We start from the raw sequence: 25,344 nt of genomic DNA, 5'->3' as shown, positions 1-25,344 counted from the left end.
ATGCCCCGTCTGACGCAGGGCCATGCCTGGCGCCTCTAAAGTCACTGCGAACTCATTTCACCACTCGCCATGACCGACCTCAGCCGCTTCCCCATCACGAAGAAATGGCCCGCCGCGCACCCCGAGCGCCTGCAGCTCTATTCGCTGCCCACGCCCAATGGCGTCAAGGTGGCCATCGCGCTGGAGGAGATCGGCCTGGCCTATGAGCCGCATCTGGTCAAGTTCGACACCAACGACCAGCTCACGCCCGAGTTCCTGTCGCTGAACCCGAACAACAAGATCCCCGCCATCATCGACCCGAACGGTCCGGGTGGCCAGCCGCTGCCGCTGTTCGAGAGCGGCGCCATCCTGATCTACCTGGCCGACAAGACCGGCCAGCTGCTGCCCAAGGATGCGGCCAAGCGCTACGAAGCCATCCAGTGGCTGATGTTCCAGATGGGCGGCATCGGACCGATGTTTGGCCAGGTCGGCTTCTTCCACAAGTTCGCCGGCAAGGACTACGAGGACAAGCGCCCGCGCGACCGCTACCTGGCCGAAGCGCGTCGCCTGCTCAGCGTTGTCGACGGCCACCTCAAGGGCAAGGCCTGGATCATGGGCGACGAGTACGGCATCGCCGACATCGCGACCTTCCCTTGGATAAACAACCTGATCGGCTTCTACGGCGCGCGCGACCTCGTCGGTTACGACGACTTCCGCGAGGTCGACCGCGTGCTGCAGGCCTTCCTGGCGCGGCCGGCCGTGCAGCGCGGGCTCAAGATTCCCGCACGCGATTAGTTCGCGTGGCCGGTCAGGTCACGGGCGCGCTGCAGCGAGTCGGCCACGATGCGGGCCGCCGTTTGCGCCAGGGCGGGCGTGTGGTCGGCCATGACCTGCATGCGCAGCCGGGCGCTGTTCAGCGACACGGCCGGGTACTCGACGAGGTTGGCCAGCAGCCCGGCCTGGCTCATCTCGCGGCTGGCCACGCGGGCCAGTGCGTCATGCCCAAGCATGACCGGCACGATCGGCGAGGGATGGCCCAGCACGGTGATGCCCTGCTCGGTCAGCGCGCCGCGCAGGCCCAGGATGGCGCGCATCAGCCGGTCACGCCGCTCCACCCCCTCGCCGGAGCGCACGATGGCCAGGCAGGCGCGAATGATGGCCACCTGCACCGGTGACAGCGCGTTGGAGAAGGTGTTGGGTGCGGCATAGAAGCGCAGGTACTCCTTGATCGCGCGGTCATGCGTGGCCACAAAGCCGCCGTTGGATGCGAAGGTCTTGGAGAACGACCCCATCACCAGGTCCACCTGGCCCAGCACGCCCTGCAGCTCGAGCTGCCCGCCGCCGCCGGGGCCCATGCAGCCCAGGTCGTGCGCCACGTCCACCATCAGCAGTGCGCCATGCTCATGCGCCAGCGACTGCAGCCGGCGGATGTCGGGCGAGTCGGCGTCCATCGAGAAGCAGCCCTCGGTGACGACGAGGATGCCGTTGTGCGGGTCGCGCTGGCGCACACGCTTGAGCAGGCGCTCGACATGATCGACGTCCAGATGGCGGTGCAGGTGCACGTTGGGCGTCGCCGCCCGCGCGCCCTCGTGCAGGCAGTTGTGGGCGAGCTGGTCGATGATGATGTGGTCGGCCTCGCGCACCAGGCCCTTGATGGCTCCGAAGCCCGCGGCCCAGCCCGTCGGGAACAGCAGCACCTCGGGCATGCGCAGCAGCTCGCCAAGTTCCGCTTCCAGGAGGGTCGCCTCTTCGACGTTGCCGGCCAGTGCGGTGGAGCCCGCGCTGTGCACGCCATAGCGCTCCATGGCCGCCTGGGCCGCGGCGCAGATCCTGGGGTGGCGGGCCAGCGACAAATACTCCTGCGACGAGAAGTTCAGCCCCGCATGGCGCTGACCATCCAGCAGCGTCAGCTCGGCGGTGGCGCCAGGCCGGCCGCCCAGGCGCTTGGCATAGGGAAAGACGCCGTGCGCCACGCGGTTCTCAGCCCAGGCGTGGAAGGCCTGGGCCTTGGCGGCCAGGTCGGCGCCGGGTTGCGTCAGGTAGTCGAAGGACGAGCCGCGCAGCTCGGCCCCGTCGGTGAAGTCCTCCCTCGCCGTGGTCTCCACGGCCCGTTCCATCAGTTCGTCCATTGCGGCCCCCAAAAGAAACTCGTTGTTGTGGGGGCGGACTGTGCGCAGCGCAGGTGCGCTACGCATCCTCATTTTTGGTGGGTCTGGTCAGCTCCCCCCGCAAAGGGGTGTCGGTTCTGCTGGCGGATTCATTTCAAGGCCATGACGCGGTCGCCCGCCTGCGGCACACAGTCCGCCGCCAGCGCGGCGCCGCCCTCGCGTTGCACGACGCCCTGCAGCCCATGGCAGAACTCGATGCGCCGTGCCGCCGGCCAGCGCCGCAGCGCAAAGGCTTCGAGGCTGTCGGGCAGGCTGGTCTGCACGGCGCTGGCGCGCAGCTGCTCGCGGGGCTGGTCGTCGAAATGCAGCCAGGGCATGAAGTGGCCGGCCATCAGCAGCCAGCCGGAAACCCGTACCGGCTCTGGCGCATAGCCCTCGCGTTGCAGCCAGGCCTGGGCGTCCGCTCGCGCATGGGTGCCACCCACGGCGGCGGCGAGCAGCTCGGCCACCCACTGGTTGCAGTTCTGGTATTGCGTGCTGAAGGGATAGGCATTGGCGCTGTAGTTGGCGTTCAGCAGGCCCAGCGCTACGGGCTTGTCCAGTGCCGTGGCGGCCAGCGGCGCGGCGGCCTCGGCCGGCAGCAGCAGCAAGCTCACATAGCCCACGTCGGCATCGTCGCTGCCCGAGATGAAGCCGGCCAGGCCTTGATCGAAGAGCCGGGGCGCGCCTTCGGCACAGGCGTAGTAGAGCTGGCGCACGGCCCAGGGCGTATCCAGACCGTCGGCCAGCGCGATGCCGGCATGGGAGTAGCGCAGGCCGAAGCGCGACAGATCGGTGCCCGAGCGCGAGATCAGCGCGGCCGGGCTGCCCGACTCGGCCAGCGCCTGGCGGACGACGGCCGCGAAGCGCAGCAGCCTGTCCTGCTGCGCGGCCGTGATGTCGTGCTTGGAATCGCAGCCGCGGGGCGGTAGGCCAGCCTCGGCGGTGGCCGCCGTCAGCAGCAGCGCGGCCGTGACGGCGGTTCGGATCAAGGCTTGACGACGCGAGTCGCCAGCTCGCGTTGCCAGGCGTCTTCCAGCACGAGGAAGAAGGCGGTGCCGGTGTCGGCATGCGCGAAGGCGACGCCGTAGGCCTGGGGCGTGGCCTGCACCTCGTCGCCGACGTTGACGGCCCGCGCCGCCAGCGCCTGCTGGGGCAGCGTCAGCTCGACGGGCGCGGCGCCGTCGCGCTCCAGCTTCAGGCGCAGCTTGCCAGCGGTGTCCGCCCGGGCCACCTCGGTGACGCGGTAGCGGCCTTCGGCGCGGCGTTCCTCGCCGCTGCTGCTGTTGGACGATCCCTTGAAGGAGTCCGACACGCTGCCCGACGCGGACGAGCCGGCATCGGCGGCCGAAGAGGCGGTGGTGGACGAGGCGTGGGCAGCCTGTGCGGCCAGGGCCAGGGCGGCGAGAAGGATGAGGCGCATCGTGGGCTCGCGTTGGTGGAAATGGCCAACGATAGCGCGGATGCGTCAGCGCTTTGTTAACGCCTCGGAGCCGGCCTCCAGCGTGTCGAGGATGGGGCAGTCGGGCCGCTCGTCGCCGTGGCAGCTTTGCACGAGCTGCTGCAGTGTCTCCTTCACGGCCTGCAGCTCGGCAAGCTTGATGTCCACCTCGGCCAGGTGTTCCTGCGCCAGCGCGCGAACTTCACGGCTGGGCCGATCCCGGTCCTGCCAAAGGCCGAGCAGGGCGCGGATCTGCGCCAGCGAGAAGCCGAGGTCGCGCGAGTGGCGGATGAAGCGCAGCAGATGAACTTCACGCTCGCCATAGATTCGGTAACCCGACTCGCTGCGCGTCGGTGCTGCGAACAGGCCGATGCTCTCGTAGTGCCGGATCATCTTGGCCGACACGCCCGAGGCCTGGGCGGCAGCACCAATGTTCATGCCGATGTTCATCGCCGCTCCTGCATCGCCGTGCCGCGCCAGCGCTTGAGCGTCAGGGCATTGGCGACGACGCTGACGCTGCTGAAGGCCATGGCCGCGCCGGCGATGACGGGGCTGAGCAACCCAAAGGCCGCGAGCGGGATGCCGACGACGTTGTAGGCAAAGGCCCAGAACAGGCCCTGGCGGATCTTGGCGTAGGTGCGGCGCGACACATCCAGTGCGTCGGCGACGAGGCGCGGGTCGCCGCGCATCAGCGTGACACCGGCCGCTTCGGTGGCCACGTCGGCGCCGCCGGCCATCGCAAAGCCTACCGACGCCGCAGCCAGCGCCGGCGCGTCGTTGATGCCGTCACCGACAAAGGCGACGACTGCGCCGCCCTCGCGCAGCTGCTGCACGACCGCAGCCTTGTCGGCGGGCAGCACTTCGGCGTGGACCTCGGTGACGCCGAGGGCCTGCGCGACGCCGGCCGCCGCGCCGTGGCTGTCACCGGTCAGCATGACGGTGCGGATGCCGCGGGCCTGCAACTGGGCGACGGCCTCGGCTGCCGTGTCCTTGACGCGGTCGCCAAAGGCCAGTAGGCCGAGCAGGCGCTGCTCGGTGCCGCCTTCGACCAGCCAGGAGACTGTCTGGCCCTCGGCCTCCAGCCGCCGCGCCTCGCCGGCCAGCGCGCCGCCGTCGACACCCAGTTCCTGCGCCAGCCGCGCGCTGCCAAGGGCGAACCTGCGACCCTGGACGACGCCCTCGACACCACGGCCCGGCAGCGCAATCGCGCCTTCGACCGGCAGCGCCACCAGGCCCTGGGCCGCGGCGAGCACGGCCAGGGCCAGCGGGTGGCTGCTGGTGCGCTGCAGCGCGGCGGCGAGTTGCAGCAGTTCCTCGCGGTGTATGCCTTCGGCAGGCAGGGCGGCGGTCAGCGTCGGCTGGCCCACCGTCAGCGTGCCCGTCTTGTCGAAGGCGACGATGGTGACGGCGTGCGCCAGCTCCAGCGCTTCGGCGTCCTTGATCAGGATGCCCTGGCGCGCCGCGACGCCGGTACCGGCCATCAGCGTCGTCGGCGTGGCCAGGCCCAGCGCGCAGGGGCAGGCGATGACGAGGACGGCCACCGCGTTGACCAGGGCCTGCTCGGCGTTGCCCGAGTGCATGAGCCAGCCCGCAAAGGTCAGCGCCGCGAGGGCCAGCACGACCGGCACGAAGACGGCGCTGACGCGGTCGACGACGCGCTGGATGGGCGCCTTGGCGGCCTGGGCCGACTCGACCATGCGGATGATGCGCGCCAGCGTCGTCTCGGCGCCGATGGCGGTGGTGCGCACGGTCAGCGCGCCTTCGGCATTGATGGCCCCGCCGGTCACGCGCTCGCCCGGCGACTTGGCCACCGGCAGGCTCTCGCCGGTGATCAGCGATTCGTCCACGTGGCTGTGGCCCGTGGCGATCTCGCCGTCCACCGGGATGCGGTCGCCGGGGCGCACGGCAACGAGGTCGCCGACGCGGACCTCGGCCACCGGCACCTCCGTTTCGGTATCGCCGCGCAGCACGCGCGCGGTCGCGGGCCGCAGCGCATTCAGTGCGCGGATGGCGTCCGTCGTCTGGCGCTTGGCGCGTTGCTCGAGGAACTTGCCGAGCAGCACCAGCGTGATGACTGCGGCCGAGGCTTCGAAGTAGAGATGCGCATGGCCGGGATGGCGCAGCAGCAGATAGACCGACAGGCCGTAGGCCGCCGAAGTGCCGAGGGCCACCAGCAGGTCCATATTGCCGCTGCCGGCCCGCAGCGCGCCCCAGCCCGCGCGGTAGAAGCGCGCGCCGAGCACGAACTGCACCGGCGTGGCCAGCAGCAGTTGCAGCCAGCCGGGCAGCACCACGCCCAGCAGCATGGGCAGCATCAGCGGCAGGCTCAGCAAGGCGCCCAACGCGACCGGCCACCAGGCGGGCAGGCCGCCATGGGCTTCGGGCGCGGGCGGCGCGCAGGCCTCGACGAGGGTGGCCGGGTAGCCTGCCTTGCCCAGGGCCGCCATCAGCGCAGCGACGGACACATTGGGCAGGGCCTGGATGCTGGCCTTTTCGGTCGCCAGGTTGACGCTGGCCCGCAGCACGCCAGGCACGGCCTGCAGGGCCTTTTCGACGCGGCGCACGCAGGACGCGCAGCTCATGCCGCTGACCTGCAGCGTCACGTCGTTCAGTGCGGTGGCGGGGGCGGTGGTGCTGTTCATGCCGGTATCGTCAAGCTTCCCATCATGGCAAGGTCAAGCGCTTTCTGCTTTGACGCGGCTCAATCCAGCACCAGCGCCTCGGCCAGGTGGCTCCAGACCGTCTGCACACGCTGCAGATGGCGGGTCTCGGGGTGGGTCAGCAGCCAGAGATCGGTCTCGGCCTCGTCCAGCGGCTCGGTCAGCCGGCGCAGCTCGCGCTTCGGCTCGGCCAGGAAGAGGGGCAGCACGCCCACGCCCAGGCCCTGCGCCACCAGCTCAGCCACGCTCTGCACGCTGCCGGTGCGAAACGCCGGCTGCAGCGCCGGGAAGTGCTTCTGGCGCCAGCGCACCGAGGGGTGCTCGGGCAGGCCGTCGTCGGGTGCGACCCAGGCCGCGTCGCCGGCCTCGACCTGGTCCCAGTGCTTGATGGGGCTTGAGCGTGCCGCATAGAGGGCGACGCGGATGGGGCCGATACGGCGGCCGATCAGGTGGGGCGGCGGTTTGCTGGTGGCGCGCAGTGCGATGTCGGCATCACGCCGCGTCAGGCTCGCCAGCTCGTTGCCGGTGTGCAGCTCGAACTGCAGCCGGGGCTGCGCCTGGTGCAGGGCCGCCAATGCCGGCGCGAGCAGGCCGTGCAGCAGCGTGTCGGTCGTCGTCAGGCGCACGGTACCGGCGGCCTGGCCGGGCTGGGCCTGGGCGGCGGCGCGGGCCGCTTCCAGCGCGGCTTCCACCTGCTCCGCCTGGGCGGCCAGGGTGCGTGCCAGCTCGCCGGCCTTGTAGCCGCGCCGGCCGCGCTCGAACAGCGCCTGGCCCAGGCCGCGCTCCAGGCGCTGCAGCATCCGGAACACGGTCGACGCGTTGACGCCCAATCGCTCGCCGGCCGCGGCCAGCGTGCCCGCGCGGTGCAGGGCCAGCACCAGGGCGAGGTCGGTGGGGGCGAGTTCGTATTGCATAGCTGCAATCAGAGTTGGCTTGGTTGCGTATTTTCATGCGCCAGATGCCTACCTACATTGGTTGCATCTCAACAATCCCTGGAGATCTCCATGGCACCCTCGACCTCACTCGGCCTGCTGTTGCTGCGCCTGTCCCTCGGCTTCATGTACCTCGCCCATGCGGGGCTGAAGCTATTTGTCTTCACCTTGCCGGGCACGGCGCAGTTCTTCGTCGGCCAGGGTCTGCCGGGCGCGCTGGCCTACGTGGTGTTCGCGGCGGAGGCCATCGGCGGCGCGCTGCTGCTGCTCGGCGTCTACCCGCGCCAGCTCGCGCTGGCCCTCACACCCATCCTGCTGGGCGCGGCCTGGGTGCATGCGTCCAATGGCTGGGTCTTCAATGCCGCAGGCGGCGGCTGGGAGTACCCGGTCTTCCTGGCCGCGATGTCTGTCGTGCTGTGGCTGGCCGGCGATGGCGCTGCCGCCCTCAAGCGTAGCCAGCGGTTCACCTGGCGTGCGGCATGACTGCGCTGACATTGATCAGCCACGCGCTTTGCCCTTATGTGCAACGCGCCGCCATCGTGCTCAAGGAGAAGAGCGTGGCCTTCGAACGCCTGGACGTGGACCTCGCCAACAAGCCGGACTGGTTCCTGCACCTGTCGCCGCTGGGCAAAACGCCGGTGCTGTGCGTTGGCCGCGAGGCGCTTTTCGAGTCTGCCGTCATCTGCGAATACCTGGACGAGACGCGGCCGCCGCGCCTGCATCCGCAGGACCCGCTGGCGCGGGCCCGCGAGCGGGCCTGGATGGAGTTTGGCTCCGCCGTGCTGAGCGGCATCGCCGTGCTCTACAGCGCGGCGGACGATGCGTCGCTGGAACGGGCCTACGCCGCTCTGCGTCTGCGCTTCGAGCAGGTGGAGGCGGTTCTTGGCGACGGCCCCTGGTTCGCCGGCCGGCGCTTCGGCCTGGTCGACGCGGTCTTCGGCCCGGTGTTCCGCTACTTCGCGGTCATCCCGCCCGAGGGCCTGTTCGACGGCCTGCCGCGGGTGCAGGCTTGGCGCGAGGCCCTGGCAGGGCGGCCCTCGGTGCGCGAGGCCGTCGCGCCTGGCTATGCGCAGAGGCTGCGCGACTTCCTGCTCGAACGCGGCTGCGCGCTGGCACGGCGTCTATGCACGGACGCGACCAATTCAATACCAAAAGAAATAACGATTCGTCCAAATATTCAAAAAAAGATATAATAGTGGGCTGCCGTGGTAATGCCTTCCTGACGGCTTGTCCACGGCCACAAAAGGCCGCGGTTCGCGACCTTCGACACTTCTTGGCCGGCAACCGAGCCAAGAAGCACTCCCGCCGGGCGACTCAAGCGGGGCAACCCTGACTGAACAAGATTTCGAACAACGCCATCTCCATGGGCAAATACGTCGTTTCGCCCGCGACACACCCGACCGACTGTGGCCGCTTTCGCGCCTCGTTCTCGGTTCACCGAGCCCAGGGCAACGACAGTTGCCGTCGTGTGTTCCGCTTCGACACGACCTTTGCCTCACGCGAAGCTGCCCGGCTGTTCGCCGTCACCCAGGGCTGGCTGCAAGCGTGCATGCCAACCCACCCCGGATGCTGACGATCTGGCTCCGCCAGTTCCCGCCGACATCCCACCCGCTGCGGACCCCGATTCGCAGATCCGCATCCGCATCCTCGCGATGCGTCAATCCTCAGAAAGGCTCGTCCATGAGCAACAAAATTTACGTGGGTAACTTGCCCTATTCCGTGACCGATTCCAGCCTGAAAAGCAACTTTGCCGAGTTCGGCAGCGTTTCCTCGGCCAAGGTCATGATGGACCGGGAAACCGGCAGTTCCAAGGGCTTCGGGTTTGTGGAAATGGCTTCGGCCGACGTCGCCCAGGCCGCCATTGCCGCCCTGAACGGCATGTCCGTCGATGGCCGCGCCATCGTCGTGAGCCTGGCCCGCCCCCGCGAAGCGAACAAGGATTCGAGCGGCTACAGCGCAGCCGGGTACACCGCAGCCAAGCGTCCCGATGTCGGCTACGGCACGGGCGGCTTCGGCGGTGGTCGCTACTGAACCCAGCGGCGCCCTGTGAATGACCGGCTCTTCTGAGCCGGTTTTTTTTCGCCTCGCGCGAGACGGCCGAACGGTGCGAGCTCTGGCCACAATGGCCTGATGAGCCGCCGCCGATTTGTCCTTCTCGCTAGCTTCGTCTGGACGTTTGCCGCCGCCGAGCCGGCCTACTTTCCGCCCCGTGGCGACTGGCAGCGCGCCGAGCCGGCCGCGATGGGCGTCGACGCCGCCAGGCTGGCCGAAGCCGTCGCCTATGCCCAAGCGCATGAGAACCCCGCGCCGCGCGACCAGGCCCTCTACCTCGCCCAGAGCTTCGGCAAGAACGAACCCTATTTCGGGGGCCAGATCGGTCCCACGCGCGAGCGCGCCGCAGCCAACGGCCTGGTCATCTACCGCGGCAAGCTGGTGGCCGAGTGGGGCGACACGCGGCGTGTCGACATGTCGCACAGCATCACCAAGACCTTTTTGTCGACGGTTGTGGGCCTGGCCTGGCAGCAGGGCCTGATCAAGAGCACCGACGAGCGCGTGGCCGACGCCATGCCGCCCGGTGTCGACCTGTTCGCCACGCCGCATAACGCGCCCATCACCTGGGAGCACCTGCTGCGCCAGACCAGCGACTGGCAGGGCACGCTGTGGGGCAAGCCCGACTGGGCCGATCGCCCCGTGGGCAAGACGCCCGAGGACTGGCCGAACCGCCCGCTGTATGAGCCGGGCACGCACTACAAGTACAACGATGTGCGCGTGAACGTGCTGGCCCTGGCCGCCTTGCAGGTCTGGCGCCGGCCGCTGCCCGAGGTGCTGCGCGAGCAGGTCATGGACCCGATTGGCGCGTCCAGCCGCTGGCGCTGGCACGGCTACGAGAACAGCTGGGTGGAACTGGACGGCCAACGCATGCAGTCGGTTTCCGGCGGCGGCCACTGGGGCGGCGGCATGTTCATCGACGCCTGGGACATGGCGCGCTTCGGCTATCTCCACTTGCGCCAGGGTGAGTGGGCCGGTCGCCAGCTCATTTCGCGCGACTGGATCGCCAAGGCCCGCCAGCCCGGGCCGGACAACGCCGAGTACGGCTACTGCAACTGGTTCCTCAACACCGGCCGCAAGGCCCTGCCGGTGGCACCCGAGAGCAGCGTGACCTTCCGCGGCAATGGCCAGAACATCATCTACATCGACTGGGAGAACGACATCGTCGCCGTCGTGCGCTGGATCGACAACGGGCCGGCCCTGAACGAGTTCATTGGCCGGCTGCTGGCGGCGGTGAAGCGCTGAAAGGCGCTGGAGAAGGGTTCAGATCTTCAGCTGGAAAAACGCCGCCTGCAGCCCATCCACACCGCCCACACGCTGGTTGTTGATGAAGATCTGCGGCATCTGGCGAACGGACGGGCCGCACTTCTCGTAGAAGGCCTTGCGCTGATCTTCGTCGTCGATCTTGATCTCCTCGAAGACGAGGCTGCGGGCCTTCAACAGGCTCTTGGCGGTATCGCATTGAGGGCAGGCGGACTTGGAATAGACGACGATGTTGAGCTGCATGCCCACAGTCTAGAGGGAGCAGCGTCGCTAGCATCGGGCCCTCGATTCCTGAAGGAGAACGTCCATGATCCTGCGTCGATCCGATGTCGTCCGTCTCGCCGCCGCCGCACTGCTGGCGCCCTGGACGCTGCGCGCTGTTGCTGCTGATGAGCCGCGCCGCAAGCCCGACCTGGGCGATGCCGCCGAAGGCACGTACGAGGGCGACGTGATCTCGGACTCCAAGGGCTCGTCCAGGAGTGGCGTGACCGTGACGGTGACGCGCATTGGCAAGAACCTCGTGCGGGTCACGTCCAGCTATCCGCGGCTGCCGGTGGTGGAGGTGCCGTTGACCCTGGCCATGGGCAAAATTCTGCAGGCGCGCGGCGATAGCGTGTTCCTGCTCGACCGCACGCAGTCACCCGCGAAGCTGGACGTCAGCTTTCTCAACGAGGTGAGCTGGTCGGGGCTGCGGCGCTGACATGAGCAGCTGCGCTCGACGGGTCCGCCAGGAGTCCTATCTCACAGCGCTCTGAGCACTGCGGATGGTTTCGTACACGCTTTTCGCATTGAGGATGAGGTCAAAACTCGGACCAAGGTTCTGTTCCGCCCCAGGCCAACCACGCATGCCGCCGAACATGGCCGCCATGGGATGCTGAGCACCAAACGTGATGGTGCCCTCGCCTGACCTGGCCTCAGACAAGGACAGATCAGTGAGCGTACGGAGGCTGAGCGATTTCACCTTCCGCGCGAACACGCCCGAGACGATGATGACCCTCTCTGAAGTAACCGCGTAGTAGGTATTTGCGCGCTGGCGCGCCTCGACAAAGAACCTGCCGACCACGAAGTACACGCCGACGAGGACAAACGGAATACCCCACAGCACAAAGAATGCTGGCGTGTTTGGCGCCCTGAGTGCAGAGGCTTCCCAGAAGACCGCGAACCCGCACCACAGCAAGCTAAAGGGGATGGTGAAGGCATCCGACCCGCGGACGACCACGCCTTGCCGGGGCTGCCCCCACCAGAGGGGCTTTTCACTGGGCGAGAGCTCCCGCTGAACTTCTTCGTTCATGGAGTCCATGGCAGGTGAGGATCGGTCATTCATCTGTCGCCCCAACGCCAGCGTGGTGGCTCGCCTTTGAGCCAGCACACGGCGACAAGCCCCAGGCAGACCGCGACGGTATACGCGATGAATAACAGATGCCCTAGCTGCCCACGGAAGATCGCGCCCAGAGAGAGCAGCGCCGCAAAGGCGGACAAGACCACCCAGCCTTGCCAGGTGTTCGGGACACCCCAGCCCCAGCCATAGCGCTTGGCTGGGAACCAGTAGTCATCTGCTCTATTCGGCATGGTCGATGCTGGCCCACGTGCCGGTGTGCCATCTGTGACGGAGATGCCAATCTAGGGCTTCCGGCATTAGGTTCTCATAAGGGTTCGAAGCTGGGGCGACAAGAATGCGTCAAGGACGGCATTCACCTGGGCCATTCACACCCAGCACTTTCGTCAGCCTTGCGGGAAGCAGTCCCGCACCGATGCCCGGTAGTGGCCGCGAGGCGCCCCTTCGCATCAGCCATCAATCCACGAACGTCCAGCTGTCCGCCCCATCAAACCGCCGCACCTGTACGTCCTGCAGCAGCCGTGGCTCGAAGTTGTTCAGGTTCACGCCGTGTCGGGCGCCGGCCTCGGGGAGCAGGGGCTCCCAATGCGTCGAGCAACCGCAATGGGCGCAGCGAATATTGCGCAGCGTCTTGTCACCCCAGACGTACTCGGCCGTGTGTTCGGGATGCCCTTCGACCTTCACCGTGCCGAGCTCGTAGTAGGCCCACAGGCCGCCAAGGCGGCGGCAGATCGAGCAGTTGCACTTCGTCGCCTTCTCGGGCGCAAAGGGCAAGGTAAGGCGAACGGCGCCGCAGTGGCAGGCGCCTTGGAGCAGAGGGTCAGGTGTCATAGGCTTGTCCATGGCACCTGACGATAGCTGCGTTCGGCGGCGTGGGCGAGACCCCAGCGATAGCTATCGATAGCTGTCCGGAGCCGGCCTTGCCAGGGCCGCCAGCATCGCCACGCCGGTGTAGTGGCCAACCAGCTGCGTGATCTCGATCAGCGCGGCCTCGTCGAAATGGCGGCGCAGCCTGGCCCAGGTCGCGTCGTCGACGTCCAGGTGCTGGACGAGACCATCGACCAGCTGGAACACGGCCGCCAGCTCGGGCGTCCACAGCGCTGCATCGGGCTTGGCTTGGCGCAGGTCGGCGATCTGCGCATCGCTCAGGCCCATGCGGCGCGAGATCGTCTGCTCGTGCAGGTTGAACTCGTAGTCGCAGCGTGCCGTGGCACAGGTGCGCAGGATGACGGCCTCGCGCAGCATGGGTGCCAGGCGCTTGCGGTCGGCCAGGCCGGTGGGGCCGAGGAAGCCGGTGTCCACCATCTCCTTGAACAGCTCGCCGTGGCGCGCCACGGTCAAAAAGATCTGCGGCGGCGGCATGCCAGCCGGCAGCAGGCGGTTCATGCGCTCGGCGAGATCGAGCGGCAGCGGCAGGGTTTGCGGGGCAATGCGAGGTGTGTGAGTGTTCATGCTTCGAATTTAGAAGCGTTGCGGTAGGCGAACTCTAGCCGAGCTTGCTTCTAAAATCAAAGCATGACGACAAAACGCCTCGCAAAGCTGGCCATGGCGGACGCGCCCGCCTCGGGCAAGGATGCGATCAACGCCGCGCTGGAACTCTTCCACCGCCGCTGGACGCTGCGCATCCTGTGGGAGCTGCGCGCCGAGGACGCCAGCCTGAACTTCAGAGCGCTGCAGGCCGCCTGTGGTGACTTGTCGGCCTCGGTGCTGAACCAGCGCCTGGCGGAGTTGCGCGAGGCCCTGCTCGTCGAGCATGACGCAGGCAGTGGCTATCGGTTGGCGCCCCACGGGCGCTCACTGCTGTTGGCGATCGAGCCGCTGCTGCAATGGGCGCCGCGTTGGGCGCGCGAGGTGCAGCGAAACACGACGCCGCGATGATCAGGAACGGTCGGGGCGTTCGGGCCGAGCGCTGGGCCGCTCCCGAGCCGGCCCGCGTTGGCGATGTGCTTGCGGCTGGATGCCGTAAGCATCGCCGTCCCCACGGGGGACCGATCAGGCTTGCTCGCGTTCAGCGCGCAAGACTGAGCGAGGGGCACACCATTTAGGCCGGCACCCGGACGGCGAGGCGGGCTCGCTCGATGGCGGCGATCAGCGCCTCTTCCGAATAGGGCTTGCCCAGCAGCTGGGTCACACCGGCGGCGGCGGCCTCGGCCTGCTTGTCGTCGGAGGACGTGATCATGACGACGGGCAGGTCGGCCGTCACAGCGGCGGCGCGCACCTGGCGGGTCAGCTCGAAGCCGTCGATGCCGGGCATCTCGACGTCGGTGATCAAGAGGTGCGGCAGCTCGGCGGCCATCAACTCCAGTGCCTGCTCGCCGCTCTCGGCCAGCGCGACGCGATAGGTCTGACCCGTCAGCAGGCGGCTGATCTTGACGCGCACGATCTTGGAATCGTCGGCAACGAGGACGAGGGTTTCGTCGGCCCGCAGTTCGCGGGTGGCCAGGGCCGCCGCGGCAGCAGCAGCAGCTTCAGCGGCTTCCCGCGCGGCCTGTTCCTCCGCCCGGCGCCGGGCGGCAGCCAAGCGCTCGGCCTCGGCCTGCTCGGCGGCCAGCCTGAGGGCCTCGGCTTCTCGGGCGGCGCGTTCGTCCTCCAGGCGTTGCAGCTCGGCAGCCTCGCGGGCGGCCTGTTCGCGGGCTTGGCGTTCGGCTTCGGCCTCTTGTTGGGCTTTCAGGTCGGCCAGGCGGCGTGCTTCGGCTTCGCGAGCGGCGGCTTCCTGGGCGAGGCGCTCAGCCTCGGCGCGTTCCTGCGCCAGCCGTTCGGCCTCTGCAGCTTCGGCGGCCTCGCGGGCGGCCTGCTCGTCGGCTTCGCGCCGTTGTGTCTCGGCACGTTGTTCTGCCAGGCGCCGGGCCTGGGCCTCGAAGCGGAGGGCTTCTTCGTGCTCGACGCGTGCCCGCTCGGCCTCCAGCTGTTCTTCCTCGGCACGCTGCTGGCCCAGGCGCTGGGACACGGCGGCCTCGACCTCGCGCAGGGCCTGATCGTCGGCCTGCTGGCGGGCGGATTCGGCGGGTACGCGCGGGGCGCGAGTCGCATATTCGGCCCGTGCCAGCGTGAGGCGCTCGGCTTCGCGGCGCCGGGCGTCGGCACGGGACTTTTGTTGCCGGCGTCGGCCGAGCCACAGCAGGAACAGCACGACGGCGACCGCCACGGCGGCCAGGGGCCAGGTCAACAGCTCGTTCATCTTCGGGGGACGTGCGCTACTTCAAAGTCGCACATCATCGGGCCAGTGAGTGTCCGCTTCGCGAACAGGCCTTTCGAGGAAGGCCCAGGTGGCGCCGTTTGTCACGCCTTGGCGGCTGGAATTCAGCGCTGGGGCGGCGGCAACAGGCCGGCAGTGTGGGTCGCGCTGCCGGGCGCGTCGTCCTCGCCGGGCACGAAAAGCGTCAGGACGCACGCCAGCACCGACACCACGAGCGTGGCGGTGAACTTGAAGCGGGCTGACGTGGCCATGGCCTGGATAGTGAGCCATGTCGCCGCCGGACGCTCCCCCTAACTCGCCAGTGAATGCTGACGGCGTACTGGCAGCAGTCAGCGCAAGCCCATGGTGCGCCGGTACTGGCCCGGCGTAGCGCCCAGGGCGCCCTTGACGTGGCGGGTCAAATGGCTGGCGCCGGCATAGCCGCAGGCGGCGGCGACGTCGGCCAGGGGCAGGGCGGTGTCGCGCAGCAACGTGCGGGCGCGGTCCAGGCGGCGGGCGGCGACCCAGTCGTGCACGCTGCAGCCCATGGAGACGCGGAACATGCGGGCGAAATGGAATTCGGACAGGTGGACCTGGGCGGCCAGCCGGGGCAGGCTCAACTCGGCGCTGTCGAGGTGGGCATCAACGAAGTCCAGCACCCGACGCCGCGCCGCCCCGGACAAGCCACCCGGCGAGCGTTCGGCTCGCTCACGCAGCCGCGGCCGGGCGGCCTGCAGCACGAGGTGATCCAGCGCGGCCTGGCTCAGCGCATCGATGCGCAGGCGCTCGGCGGGGTCCTGCCAGTCGTACCTGGCAACGCCCTGGGCCCAGGCGGCAAGTGTGGCGTCCTCGCCAAAGATGCGCTGCTCCAGCGTGATGGCGCGGGGCTCGGCGTCCAGCAGGCGGACGATGCGGTCGGCCCAGGCGTCGTCCGACAGGTAGAGGTGGACGAAGCGCAGCGGCCCGGCCACGTTCCAGCGCGACTCGTGCTCGGCTGGCAGGATGCAGTGGCAGCCGGGCGAGCCGGTCTCGCGGGGTGTCTCGATGAGGTGGGTGTCGTGTCCGCCCTGCAGATAGACCGACAGGGTGTGGTGGCCGGGCCGCTGGTAGTCCATGCGCCCGCCGTCGTTGCACCACTGCACCAGGCGCAGGTCGTCGGCGAGCGTCAGCTCACGTTCCCGGCGCGCGCTGGAGCGGCCCAGCACGTCGAAGACGGGCTGGTGGGCCGTGGCGCCGGCGGTCAGGTCGAGCATGCAGCGATGCTAGGTGCTAAGCCCTTCCCCATGCCGGCCTGAGGCCGACGATGCGCAGGAATATGCAATCGCACGGCCGCCCGCGGCGCCACGATGGCGGGCATGAATGCCTTCCTCTACCTGCTCGTCGTGCTGATCTGGGGTACGACCTGGATCGCCCTGAAGTGGCAACTGGGCCCCGTGCCGATTGCGCTGTCCATCGCCTACCGCTTCGGCCTCGCGGCCCTGGTGCTGTTCGCCTGGCTGGCCTGGCGGCGCCAGCTCGTCGTGCCGCGTGGGCGGGCGCTCACTTGGGTGCTCGCCCAGGGACTGTGTCTGTTCTGCCTGAACTTCGTCTGTTTCCTGAACGCCAGCCAGACGCTGGCCAGCGGCCTGGTGGCGGTCGTGTTTTCCAGCGCGGCGCTGTGGAACGCGCTGCTGGCGCGTCTTGTTCATGGCCGTGCCATCGCGCCCCAGGTCCTGGCGGGTGGCTCGCTCGGCCTGACGGGGCTGGTGCTGCTGTTCTGGCCCGAGATCCGTGGTGGCCACGCCAGCCTGGCCGGCCTGGCCTGGGCGCTGGGTGGCACGCTGTGCTTCTCGACCGGCAACCTGCTGTCGGCCGCGCTGCAGCAGCAGGGCCTGAAACCGGTGCAGACCAACGCCTGGGGCATGGCGGTGGGCACGGCGATCCTGACGGGCTATGCGCTGTTGGCCGGCGTGCCTTTCGCGTTCGACGCGAGCACCCGCTACCTCGGCGCGCTGCTGTACCTGGCTATCCCGGGTTCGGTCATCGGCTTCACGGCCTACCTGACACTGGTGGGCCGCCTCGGTCCCGAGCGGGCCGCCTACAGCACGGTGCTGTTCCCGGTCGTCGCGCTGAACGTGTCGGCCTGGGTGGAGGGCTACGAGTGGACGACGCCGGCGCTCGCCGGGCTGGTGCTGGTGATGGCGGGCAATGTGCTGGTGTTCAGGAAGCGGGTTGCTTCGGCTTGCGCTCCAGCAGCGCCATCGCCTCACCCACCAGCCCGCGCCTGAAGGCCAGCACGCAGACGATGAAGATCAGCCCGGTGACGAGGCTGACGGATTCGCCCAGGCTGTTGAACCAGGTCACGCCGGTCAGCTCGCCCAGCCAATTGCCGAAGTCGCCGATCTTGTTCTCCAGCGCGATGATGACCAGCGCCCCCACCATGGGGCCGACCAGCGTGCCCATGCCGCCCACCAGCGTCATCAGGATGACGAGGCCTGAGGTGGTCCAGATCGCGTCGGTCAGCGTTGCGAAGCCCAGCACCAGCGTCTTGGTGGAACCGGCCAGGCCAGCCAGCGCGGCCGATAGCACGAAGGCCAGCAGTTTGAAGTGGCCGGTGTCGTAGCCCAGCGACGTGGCGCGGGCCTCGTTCTCGCGGATGGACGTCAGCACCTGGCCGAACGGCGAGTGGACGATGCGGTAGATCAGCCAGAAGGCGGCGATGAAGATGGCCAGAACGACGTAGAACAGCACCAGGTCGTTTTCCAGGTGCAGGCCCAGGAAGCTGCCGCGCGGCACCGACTGCAGGCCGTCTTCCCCGCCGGTGAAGGGGGTCTGCAGGAAGAAGAAGTACAGCATCTGCGCCAGGGCCAGCGTGATCATCGAGAAATAGATGCCCGAGCGGCGGATGGCCAGCAGACCGAACAGCAGGCCCACACCGGCCGCGCCCGCCATGCCGACGAGGATGCCCACCGGCGTCGGCAGGCCCCAGACCTTGAGCGCATGGCCGGTCACATAGGCCGCGGTGCCCAGGAAGGCCGCATGGCCAAAGGACAGCAGGCCCGTGAAGCCCACCAGCAGGTTGAAGGCGCAGGCGAACAGCGCGTAGCAGAGCACCTTCATCACGAAGACGGGATAGACGCCGAACGCTGGCAGCAGTGCGATAGCGACGAAGAGCGCGGCGTAGCCGAGGACTTTCTTGTTCATTTTTCTTTGCCGAACAGGCCGGCCGGGCGAACGAGCAGCACGATGGCCATGACGACGAACACCACCGTGTTGGACGCCTCGGGATAGAAGACCTTGGTCAGCCCTTCAACGATGCCCAACCCAAGCCCGGTCAGGATGGAGCCAAGGATGGAGCCCATGCCGCCGATCACCACCACCGCGAACACCACGATGATGAGGTTGGTCCCCATCAGCGCCGACACCTGCAGGATGGGCGCAGCCAGCACGCCCGCGAATGCCGCGAGGGCCACGCCACCGGCATAGGTCAGCGTGACCATCAGCGGCACATTGATGCCGAATGCCTGCACGAGCTTGGGGTTCTCGGTGCCGGCGCGCAGCTTGGCGCCCAGCGACGTCTTCTCGATCAGCGCCCACACAGCGAAACACACGATGAGGGACGCGACGACGACCCAGGCCCGGTAGTTGGGCAGGATCATGAAGCCGAGGTTGGTGGCACCCTGCAGCGCGTCGGGCACCTGATAAGGCTGGCCCGACACACCGTAGACGCTGCGGAACACACCTTCGATGACGAGGGTGATGCCGAAGGTCAGCAGCAGGCCGTAGAGGTGGTCCAGCTTGTAGAGCCACTGCAGCATCGTGCGCTCGATGACGATGCCGATGAGGCCGACCGCGAGCGGCGCGAGACCGAGCATGAGCCAGTAGTTCAGCCCCAGGTATTCCAGCCCCATCCAGGCGAAGAAAGCTCCCATCATGTACAGCGCCCCGTGTGCGAAGTTGATGATGTTGAGCATGCCGAAGATGACCGCCAGGCCCAGGGACAGCATCGCGTAGAACGAGCCGTTGACCAGGCCGAGCAGCAGCTGGCCCAAGAGGGCCGGCAGCGGAATACCGAAGATTTCTGTCATGGCAATCGTGTTCAGACCCTGGACGCCCGCCGGGCCGCTCCCAAGGGCGGCCAGGGCCGATGTCGATGCCGGCTCTCGCCGGCATAGATCGGCGTCCCCTCGGGGGACCGACCAGAAACGCGCGCGTCCAGCAGCGCGGGGCTGGGCGAGGGGTTCACGTTCACTTCTTCACCAGCGGGCACTTGCTGTCCGCGAGCTTGGTGAACGCCTCGTCGCCCGGGATGCGCGTCACGACCTTGTAGTAGTCCCAGGGCTCGGTCGATTCCTTCACCGACTTGACCTGCATCAGGAACATGTCGTGGATGCCGCGGCCGTCTTCCTTGCGGATGGTGCCCTTGGTGTAGAAGTCGTTGATCGGCGTGTCCTTCATCTTGGCCATGACCTTGTCGGCGTCGTCGGTCTTGGTGGCGTCGACGGCCTTCAGGTAGTGGGTCACGGCCGAGTAGTCCGCGGCCTGCAGCGACGAGGGCATGCGCTTCATCTTGTCGAAGAAGCGGCGGCTCCAGGCGCGGGCCTCGGGGCTCTGATTCCAGTACCAGGAGTCGGTCAGGTACATGCCCTCGGTCGTCTTCAGGCCCAGCGAGTGCACGTCGTTGATGAACATCAGCAGGCCGGCGAGCTTCATACCCTTGGTGATGCCGAACTCGTTGGCGGCCTTGATCGTGTTGATGGTGTCGCCACCCGCGTTGGCCAGGCCGAGGATCTGCGCGCCGGAGCCCTGTGCCTGCAGCAGGAAGCTGGAGAAGTCGTTGGCGTTCAGCGGGTGCTTGACGCTGCCCTTGACCGTGCCGCCGCTCTTCTGTACGACGGCGGCCGTGTCGGCCTGCAGGGCCGCGCCGAAGGCGTAGTCGGCGGTCAGGAAGAACCAGGTTTTGCCGCCGGCCTTGGTCACCGCGGCGCCCGTGCCGTTGGCCAGGGCCACGGTGTCGTAGGCGTAGTGGATGGTGTAGGGCGTGCAATTGGCATTCGTCAGGGCCGAGCTGCCGGCGCCGATGGAGATGAAGGGCTTCTTCTTCTCGGCGGCTACGGTGGCAATGGCCAAGTTGACGCCCGAGTTGGTGCCGCCCACCAGCAGGTCGAGCCCTTGCGTGTCCATCCACTCGCGCGCCTTGGCGGAGGCGACGTCGGCCTTGTTCTGGTGGTCGGCAAAGATCAGCTCGACCTTCTTGCCCGCGGCCACACCCTTGAGGTCGGCGATGGCCATCTTGATCGCCTCGACACCGCCGGCACCGTCGATGTCGGCATAGACGCTGGACATGTCGGTCAGGAAACCGATCTTGATGACGTCGCCCGAGATCTGGGCCTGGGCGGCAAGGCCGCAGGTGGCGAGCGCGGCGGCAATGAGGGTCTTTTTCATGGTTGTCTCCGGTGGGTTGTTTGGATTCAAACGCTGAGCAGCTCGTCCATCTGGGCCTGGTGGGCCGGCAGGTCGGCTGCGGGGAAGGACAGCACGACTTCGCCGTGCTCGATGACTAGAAAATGGTCGGCCAGGGGCGCGGCGAAGCGGAAGTTCTGCTCCACCATGACGATGGTGAAGCCCTGGCTCTTCAGCGTGCGGATCATGCGGGCCAGGGCCTGGACGATGACGGGGGCCAGGCCTTCCGAGATCTCGTCCAACAAGAGGATGTCGGCGCCCGTGCGCAGGATGCGGGCGACGGCCAGCATCTGCTGCTCGCCGCCGGACAGGCGCGTGCCGGGGCTGTTCTTGCGCTCGGCGAGGTTGGGGAACATCGCGTAGATCTCGGTCTCGCTCATGACCTTGCCGCGCTTGGTTTTCAGCGGCGGCGGCAGGCGCAGGTTCTCTTCGGTCGACAGGCTGGCGAAGATGCCGCGCTCCTCGGGGCAGTAGCCGATGCCGAGGTTGGCGATGCGGTGCGTGGACAGGCCGATGGTCTCTTCGCCGTGGATCTTGATGGAGCCTTTTCTTGCTCCCGTCAAACCCATGATGGCGCGCAGCGTGGTGGTGCGGCCGGCGCCGTTGCGGCCGAGCAGGGTGATGACCTGGCCGGGTTGGACTGACAGGTTGATGCCGTGGAGGATGTGGCTTTCGCCGTACCAGGCGTGGAGGTTTTGGATTTCGAGTGCGGGCGTTGCCATGGGTGTCACCTCGCTCGGTGCGGCAGGTTGCTCTTGCGAAGAGCGCGTGTGCTCGGTGGAATGCAGCGAGCAACCACGCTCTCAGCCAAGCAACCAACAACAGCGCGCAGCAGCACCATCAATGCGCCCCCTGCAACTCGGCAGCATCCGTACCCATATAAGCCTCCAGCACCGCCGGATGCTTCGACACCGTCGCGTAATCACCTTCGGCCAGAACAGCGCCACGAGCCAGCACCGTAATCCGGTCCGCAATGCTCGCTACCACCTTCATGTTGTGCTCCACCATCAGCACGGTGCGCCCTTCAGCCACGCGCTTGATCAAAGCCGTCACGCGGTCCACGTCCTCGTGCCCCATACCCTGCGTCGGCTCGTCAAGCAGCATCAACTGCGGCTCCATCGCCATCGTCGTGGCGATCTCCAACGCACGCTTGCGGCCATAAGGCAGGTCGGCGGCCTTCACGGCGGCCATGTCGCGCAGGTCCACCAGCTCCAGCAACGACAGCACCTTGGCGTCCAGCGTCTTCAGGCCCGTCAGCCCTTTCCAAAAATGGAAGCTCGTGCCGGTGAACCGCTGCAAGCCGATGCGCACGTTCTCCAGCACCGTGAGATGCGGGAAGACGGCGGAGATCTGGAACGACCGGATGACACCGCGCCGCGCGATCTGCGCCGAGGTCTCGCCAGTGATGTCGGCGCCGGCGAAGACGATGCGGCCACGCGTCGGCGTCAGGAACTTGGTCAGCAAGTTGAAGCAGGTCGTCTTGCCCGCACCGTTGGGGCCTAGCAGCGCATGAATGTGGCCACGATGCACCTGCAGGTTCACGGCGTCCACGGCCGTGAAGCCTTTGAACTCCTTGGTCAGGTCCTGGGTCTCGAGGATGTATTCGCTCATGGACTTCCGGGTTAGCTGCGCGACTCTAGGCCTTCAAGCATGACGCTGGCTTACGGGCATTCACGGGGTCTGGTCCGCGGAGAGGAAACGCTCGATCAAGCCAATCTGCTCGGGTGTGTTCAAGGCCGGTGCATGGCCGCAGCCGGGGATCAGCGCGACCGCAGCACGCGGGCCGCGCTCGCGCATGGCCTGCGCCGTTTCCGCGGTCAACAGCGTCGAGTCCTCGCCGCGCAGGCAGAGCACGGGCAGGTCGAGCTGGTCCCAAGCAGCCCACAGCTCGTAGTCGTCGGGATGGTGATCGAACTGCTGCACCAGGGCTGGGTCGTAGTGCGTTGTCACGCGGCCATCGGGCAGGCGGCGCAGCGAGGTTTCGGTGAGATGGCGCCATTGCGTGTCGGACAGATCACCAAAGCTCGCGTAGATCTCTCTGAAATAGACCTCCAGCTCAGTCACCGTTGCAAAGCTGGGCGGCTGCCCGGCGTAGGCTTTGATGCGTGTCAGCGCCGAGGCTGCCAGCTCGGGGCCGTTGTCGTTCAGCACAAGGCGCTTGATGCGGCCGCGCAGCTGGGTGGCTGCGCCGAGCGTGCCGATGGCGCCACCCATGGACGTGCCCACCCAATGCACCTTCTGCAAGCCCAACTGATCCAGCAGCGCTTCGGCTTGTTCGACATAGAACTCCAGGCAGTATTCGCGGGCCGGGTCCACCGCCCATTGCGAAAGACCACGACCCAGGGTGTCGGGGCAAACGACGTGCCAGCGGGCGCTCAGGGCGGCGGCGAGGTCGTCGAAGTCGCGACTGCTGCGCGCGAGGCCGTGCCAGGCAACGACGGTGTGCGAGCTTGCGTCACCCCACTCGGTGACGTGCATCTCGCGACCCAGGCAGTTGACGTAGCGCGATCTCATTTTTTGGCCCTCCCATGCGTCCACGCCGCCAGCCGCAGCCGCCCGACGATGCCGCCGGGGAAGTGGTAGACGGCCAGTACGAAGAGCAGGCCCAGCCACAGCAGCCAGCGGTCGGGCGAAATCAGCGTGCTCAAGACCGGCACGCCGTCGACCAGCGAGCCGGCGATCTTCAGCAGGGCCTGCAGGTAGTTCTGCGCGACGATGAAGAGCACGCTGCCAATGACGGCACCGTAGACCGTGCCCATGCCGCCGATGACGACGATGAGCAGCAGGTCCAGCATGATCTCCATGCTCATGGCGGTCTCTGGGCCTGTGTAGCGCAGCCACAGCGCCAGCAGCGCGCCACCGCAGCAGGCCAGCAGCGCCGCGATGACGTTGGCGCCGGTGCGGTAGACCACCGTGCGGTAGCCGATCGCCTCGGCCCGGAACTCGTTCTCGCGGATGGCCTGCAGCACGCGGCCGAAGGGCGAGTTGACGATGCGCAGCAGCAGCGCGATGAGGGCGGCGACGGCGACGAAGAGCAGGTAGTAGGTCAGCAGGCGGCCGTCGAGCATGACGCCGAGGAAAGGGTCGTCCATGAACTCGGTCGAGGGCCGCAGCACGTCGGGCAACTGGAAGTTCAGGCCGTCTTCGCCGCCGGTGAAGTCGCTCAGTTGCGACGCCAGTGTCATGAAGGCCGAGGCCACGGCCAGCGTGATCATGGCGAAGAAGATGGCCTTCACGCGCAGGCTGGCCAGTCCCATCGCCAGCGCCAGCACGGCGCTCAATACGAGCGCAGCGAGGAAGCCGATGCCTAGCGACGTCCAATCCGCACCCAGCCGCGCTGATGCGATGGCGATGCCATAGGCGCCGATGCCGACGAACATCGTGTGCGCGAAGCTGACGATGCCGGTGTAGCCCAGCAGCAGGTCGTAGCTGGCGACAAGCAGCACGAATACGAGGATCTTGGCCGCGACGTTGAGCGCCTGCGTGCCCGGGAAGATGAAGGGCGCACCGAGCAGGCCGACGAAGCAGGCGATCAACAGCGCGCCGAGGATGCGGCTGCGCGGCAGGTCGTGGGAGAGGAGCGCGCGGATCATTTGGCGCCCACCGGGTAGAGGCCTTGCGGGCGCCACAGCAGGATGGCGACCATCAGCCCGATGTTGGAGAACAGCGCCGCCTTGGGCGCAATGAAGCCGGCGTAGTTGGCGACCAGCCCGACCAGCAGCGCGCCGACCAGGCAACCCACCGTCGAGCCGAGGCCGCCGATGATGATGACGATGAAGAGCAGCAGGTTGACCTGGGCACCGATCTGCGGCGTGACGCCCTGTTGCACCAGGCCCCACAGCACGCCGCCCAGGCCCGCCAGCGCGGCGCCGGCCACGAAGACGCCGACGAAGAGGCGCCGCACCCGATAGCCCAGCGCCTCGACCATCTCGCGGTCCTGCACGCCGGCGCGGATCAGCAGGCCGATCTTGGTGCGGTTCAGCACCAGCAGCAGTGCGATGAGGACCGCGATACCGATGAGCATGGACAGCACGCGGAACTTTTCGACCGCGACGTCACCGAACAGGAAGATGCCGCGCAGCGCATCGGGCATGGGCAGCGGGATGAGCTGGGCACCCCAGGTCGCCTTGATCAGCTCCTCGCCAATGATCATGCCGCCCATGGTGATGAGGATCTGCTTCAGGTGCTGGCCGTAAACGGGTCTGACCAATACGCGCTCAAACACCACGCCCACGGCAGCGGCGATGGCCATGCCGGCGAGGCAGGCGGCGGCGAGTGCGGCGAGGTTGCTTGCCACATCCGGTGAAGTGGCCCATGGGGCGAGGGCTGCTAACACCGTGGTGGCCGTGAAGGCGCCGAGGGCGATGAAGACGCCGTGGCCGAAGTTCAATACGTCCATCAGGCCGAAGACCAGCGTCAGGCCGGAGGCGATGACGAAGATGATGAGACCCATGGCGATGCCGGCCAGAGTCAGGTTGAGCCAGGTGCTGGGGCTGCCGGTGAGTGGTAGGGCGAGCAGCATGATGGCTGCGAGGAGCGCGAGGGGTCGGGGGTCGAGCTTCATGCTTGTGGGTTGCTCTTGCGGAGAGCGTCACCGCTCGCTGCATTGCCGGGAGTCCGTCCCGGCGGCCGGGTAACTTTCTTCTGCGGGGCCAGAAGAAAGTCACCAAAGAAGAGGCCCTGAACCGCACACGATCGCGACGACGCCACGAGCAGCGCGCGAAAACATCCGCTGGCATTGCGGCAAGACGCGACCCGCTGCGCTCTCGCTGCTGTCCCTATGACGAGCGCCATGGCTCGCCCCTTCACGCCGGTTAACGCCGGCTGCACGCCGGGCTTATCAGTGAATACGAACGCGACGTCGCTGGGGCGACGGGTCTGGTGCGTAGAAGCGGCCGGATGCGGCGCCCGAGCGCCGCT

The 25,344-nt window shown here is 67.7% G+C and carries 31 protein-coding genes; 9 read left to right on the top strand and 22 right to left on the bottom strand.

The features are described 5' to 3' along the window. The first annotated feature begins 69 nt into the window (after positions 1-69). The gene (locus tag ASC91_RS20415; RefSeq protein WP_056201019.1) at positions 70-774 is read left to right on the top strand and encodes a glutathione binding-like protein; all 705 of its coding nucleotides are present in this window, start codon (positions 70-72) and stop codon (positions 772-774) included. Here the strand turns inward: ASC91_RS20415 and ASC91_RS20410 are convergent. The 6 genes from ASC91_RS20410 to ASC91_RS20385 form a co-directional block, all read right to left on the bottom strand. Further along, entirely contained in the window at positions 771-2,108 is a 1,338-nt protein-coding gene (locus tag ASC91_RS20410; RefSeq protein WP_056201017.1) for an aminotransferase class I/II-fold pyridoxal phosphate-dependent enzyme, read from the bottom strand. The two genes, ASC91_RS20415 and ASC91_RS20410, sit on opposite strands and share 4 nt — an antisense overlap. A gap of 128 nt (positions 2,109-2,236) precedes the next feature. Then, the gene (locus tag ASC91_RS20405) at positions 2,237-3,118 is read right to left on the bottom strand and encodes a DUF2145 domain-containing protein (protein WP_235532041.1); all 882 of its coding nucleotides are present in this window, start codon (positions 3,116-3,118) and stop codon (positions 2,237-2,239) included. Beyond that, complete coding sequence (locus ASC91_RS20400; RefSeq protein WP_056201014.1) at positions 3,115-3,549, bottom strand: hypothetical protein; 435 nt, start codon at positions 3,547-3,549, stop codon at positions 3,115-3,117. Before ASC91_RS20400 ends, ASC91_RS20405 begins: the two co-directional genes overlap by 4 nt. Before the next feature lie 45 nt (positions 3,550-3,594). Next, positions 3,595-4,005 (bottom strand): Cu(I)-responsive transcriptional regulator, encoded by a 411-nt coding sequence (gene cueR / locus ASC91_RS20395; RefSeq protein ID WP_056201355.1) that lies wholly within the window; start codon positions 4,003-4,005, stop codon positions 3,595-3,597. A gap of 8 nt (positions 4,006-4,013) precedes the next feature. Further along, positions 4,014-6,209, bottom strand: coding sequence for a cation-translocating P-type ATPase (locus ASC91_RS20390; protein WP_056201012.1), 2,196 nt, complete (start codon positions 6,207-6,209; stop codon positions 4,014-4,016). Between the two features lie 59 nt (positions 6,210-6,268). After that, positions 6,269-7,153 carry a LysR family transcriptional regulator gene (locus tag ASC91_RS20385; protein WP_056201009.1) on the bottom strand — a complete coding sequence of 295 codons (885 nt, stop codon included), beginning with the start codon at positions 7,151-7,153 and terminating at the stop codon, positions 6,269-6,271. A 78-nt stretch (positions 7,154-7,231) separates the two neighbouring features. Between ASC91_RS20385 and ASC91_RS20380 the strand changes: the two genes are divergently transcribed. The 5 genes from ASC91_RS20380 (at position 7,232) to ASC91_RS20365 (ending at position 10,453) form a co-directional block, all read left to right on the top strand. Then, on the top strand, positions 7,232-7,642 hold the full coding sequence (locus tag ASC91_RS20380; protein ID WP_056201006.1) for a DoxX family protein: 411 nt from the start codon (positions 7,232-7,234) through the stop codon (positions 7,640-7,642). Next, positions 7,639-8,352 carry a glutathione S-transferase family protein gene (locus ASC91_RS20375; protein WP_056201003.1) on the top strand — a complete coding sequence of 238 codons (714 nt, stop codon included), beginning with the start codon at positions 7,639-7,641 and terminating at the stop codon, positions 8,350-8,352. The genes ASC91_RS20380 and ASC91_RS20375 overlap by 4 nt, the downstream gene beginning before the upstream one ends. Positions 8,353-8,522: 170 nt before the next feature. Beyond that, positions 8,523-8,732 carry a hypothetical protein gene (locus tag ASC91_RS30390; RefSeq protein WP_082532848.1) on the top strand — a complete coding sequence of 70 codons (210 nt, stop codon included), beginning with the start codon at positions 8,523-8,525 and terminating at the stop codon, positions 8,730-8,732. 107 nt (positions 8,733-8,839) lie between these two features. Further along, positions 8,840-9,190, top strand: a complete 351-nt coding sequence (locus tag ASC91_RS20370) for an RNA-binding protein (protein WP_056201001.1) — start codon at positions 8,840-8,842, stop codon at positions 9,188-9,190. Positions 9,191-9,289: 99 nt separating this feature from the next. After that, the gene (locus tag ASC91_RS20365; protein WP_056200999.1) at positions 9,290-10,453 is read left to right on the top strand and encodes a serine hydrolase; all 1,164 of its coding nucleotides are present in this window, start codon (positions 9,290-9,292) and stop codon (positions 10,451-10,453) included. Between the two features lie 18 nt (positions 10,454-10,471). Here the strand turns inward: ASC91_RS20365 and ASC91_RS20360 are convergent, their stop codons facing one another. Next, positions 10,472-10,714 carry a glutaredoxin domain-containing protein gene (locus tag ASC91_RS20360; protein ID WP_056200996.1) on the bottom strand — a complete coding sequence of 81 codons (243 nt, stop codon included), beginning with the start codon at positions 10,712-10,714 and terminating at the stop codon, positions 10,472-10,474. 64 nt (positions 10,715-10,778) lie between these two features. Between ASC91_RS20360 and ASC91_RS20355 the strand changes: the two genes are divergently transcribed. Further along, positions 10,779-11,171, top strand: coding sequence for a hypothetical protein (locus tag ASC91_RS20355; RefSeq protein WP_056200994.1), 393 nt, complete (start codon positions 10,779-10,781; stop codon positions 11,169-11,171). 36 nt (positions 11,172-11,207) lie between these two features. Here ASC91_RS20355 and ASC91_RS20350 read toward each other — a convergent pair whose 3' ends face one another. The 4 genes from ASC91_RS20350 to ASC91_RS20340 form a co-directional block, all read right to left on the bottom strand. Next, positions 11,208-11,771 (bottom strand): PH domain-containing protein, encoded by a 564-nt coding sequence (locus ASC91_RS20350; RefSeq protein WP_235532040.1) that lies wholly within the window; start codon positions 11,769-11,771, stop codon positions 11,208-11,210. 20 nt (positions 11,772-11,791) lie between these two features. Further along, positions 11,792-12,040 carry a hypothetical protein gene (locus tag ASC91_RS30960; protein ID WP_082532847.1) on the bottom strand — a complete coding sequence of 83 codons (249 nt, stop codon included), beginning with the start codon at positions 12,038-12,040 and terminating at the stop codon, positions 11,792-11,794. 223 nt (positions 12,041-12,263) lie between these two features. Beyond that, complete coding sequence (locus tag ASC91_RS20345; protein ID WP_200955313.1) at positions 12,264-12,638, bottom strand: GFA family protein; 375 nt, start codon at positions 12,636-12,638, stop codon at positions 12,264-12,266. Between the two features lie 63 nt (positions 12,639-12,701). Then, positions 12,702-13,259 (bottom strand): carboxymuconolactone decarboxylase family protein, encoded by a 558-nt coding sequence (locus ASC91_RS20340; RefSeq protein WP_056200988.1) that lies wholly within the window; start codon positions 13,257-13,259, stop codon positions 12,702-12,704. Between the two features lie 63 nt (positions 13,260-13,322). Here ASC91_RS20340 and ASC91_RS20335 point away from each other — a divergent pair, with 63 nt between their 5' ends. After that, positions 13,323-13,685, top strand: coding sequence for a helix-turn-helix domain-containing protein (locus tag ASC91_RS20335; protein ID WP_082532846.1), 363 nt, complete (start codon positions 13,323-13,325; stop codon positions 13,683-13,685). Positions 13,686-13,848: 163 nt separating this feature from the next. Here ASC91_RS20335 and ASC91_RS20330 read toward each other — a convergent pair whose 3' ends face one another. The 3 genes from ASC91_RS20330 to ASC91_RS20325 form a co-directional block, all read right to left on the bottom strand. Further along, a complete protein-coding gene (locus ASC91_RS20330) occupies positions 13,849-14,985 on the bottom strand; it encodes a response regulator (RefSeq protein ID WP_056200986.1) in 1,137 nt (378 codons plus the stop codon). Positions 14,986-15,107: 122 nt separating this feature from the next. Then, positions 15,108-15,254: a hypothetical protein gene (locus ASC91_RS29630; protein ID WP_157281872.1), complete on the bottom strand. Its 147-nt coding sequence runs from the start codon at positions 15,252-15,254 to the stop codon at positions 15,108-15,110. 78 nt (positions 15,255-15,332) lie between these two features. After that, the gene (locus tag ASC91_RS20325) at positions 15,333-16,235 is read right to left on the bottom strand and encodes a helix-turn-helix domain-containing protein (RefSeq protein WP_157281870.1); all 903 of its coding nucleotides are present in this window, start codon (positions 16,233-16,235) and stop codon (positions 15,333-15,335) included. A gap of 102 nt (positions 16,236-16,337) precedes the next feature. Here ASC91_RS20325 and ASC91_RS20320 point away from each other — a divergent pair, with 102 nt between their 5' ends. Next, on the top strand, positions 16,338-17,249 hold the full coding sequence (locus ASC91_RS20320) for a DMT family transporter (protein WP_056201347.1): 912 nt from the start codon (positions 16,338-16,340) through the stop codon (positions 17,247-17,249). Here the strand turns inward: ASC91_RS20320 and ASC91_RS20315 are convergent. The 8 genes from ASC91_RS20315 to ASC91_RS20280 form a co-directional block, all read right to left on the bottom strand. Continuing rightward, positions 17,182-18,165 carry a branched-chain amino acid ABC transporter permease gene (locus ASC91_RS20315; protein WP_056200982.1) on the bottom strand — a complete coding sequence of 328 codons (984 nt, stop codon included), beginning with the start codon at positions 18,163-18,165 and terminating at the stop codon, positions 17,182-17,184. The genes ASC91_RS20320 and ASC91_RS20315 overlap by 68 nt on opposite strands. Beyond that, the gene (locus ASC91_RS20310) at positions 18,162-19,049 is read right to left on the bottom strand and encodes a branched-chain amino acid ABC transporter permease (protein ID WP_056200980.1); all 888 of its coding nucleotides are present in this window, start codon (positions 19,047-19,049) and stop codon (positions 18,162-18,164) included. Before ASC91_RS20310 ends, ASC91_RS20315 begins: the two co-directional genes overlap by 4 nt. A gap of 160 nt (positions 19,050-19,209) precedes the next feature. Beyond that, positions 19,210-20,406, bottom strand: a complete 1,197-nt coding sequence (locus tag ASC91_RS20305; RefSeq protein ID WP_056200978.1) for an ABC transporter substrate-binding protein — start codon at positions 20,404-20,406, stop codon at positions 19,210-19,212. A 26-nt stretch (positions 20,407-20,432) separates the two neighbouring features. Continuing rightward, positions 20,433-21,146, bottom strand: a complete 714-nt coding sequence (locus ASC91_RS20300) for an ABC transporter ATP-binding protein (protein WP_056200976.1) — start codon at positions 21,144-21,146, stop codon at positions 20,433-20,435. A gap of 118 nt (positions 21,147-21,264) precedes the next feature. Beyond that, positions 21,265-22,035, bottom strand: coding sequence for an ABC transporter ATP-binding protein (locus ASC91_RS20295; RefSeq protein WP_056200974.1), 771 nt, complete (start codon positions 22,033-22,035; stop codon positions 21,265-21,267). 60 nt (positions 22,036-22,095) lie between these two features. Then, positions 22,096-22,938 (bottom strand): alpha/beta fold hydrolase, encoded by an 843-nt coding sequence (locus tag ASC91_RS20290; RefSeq protein WP_056200971.1) that lies wholly within the window; start codon positions 22,936-22,938, stop codon positions 22,096-22,098. After that, positions 22,935-24,017: a branched-chain amino acid ABC transporter permease gene (locus ASC91_RS20285; RefSeq protein WP_056200967.1), complete on the bottom strand. Its 1,083-nt coding sequence runs from the start codon at positions 24,015-24,017 to the stop codon at positions 22,935-22,937. The genes ASC91_RS20290 and ASC91_RS20285 overlap by 4 nt, the downstream gene beginning before the upstream one ends. Further along, complete coding sequence (locus ASC91_RS20280) at positions 24,014-24,988, bottom strand: branched-chain amino acid ABC transporter permease (RefSeq protein ID WP_056200963.1); 975 nt, start codon at positions 24,986-24,988, stop codon at positions 24,014-24,016. The genes ASC91_RS20285 and ASC91_RS20280 overlap by 4 nt, the downstream gene beginning before the upstream one ends. Between the last annotated feature and the right edge of the window lie 356 nt (positions 24,989-25,344).

The sequence above is a fragment of the Pelomonas sp. Root1237 genome (assembly GCF_001425055.1).
Classification (GTDB): Bacteria; Pseudomonadota; Gammaproteobacteria; order Burkholderiales; family Burkholderiaceae_C; genus Pelomonas.
This window is presented reverse-complemented; position numbering and strand designations above follow the sequence as displayed.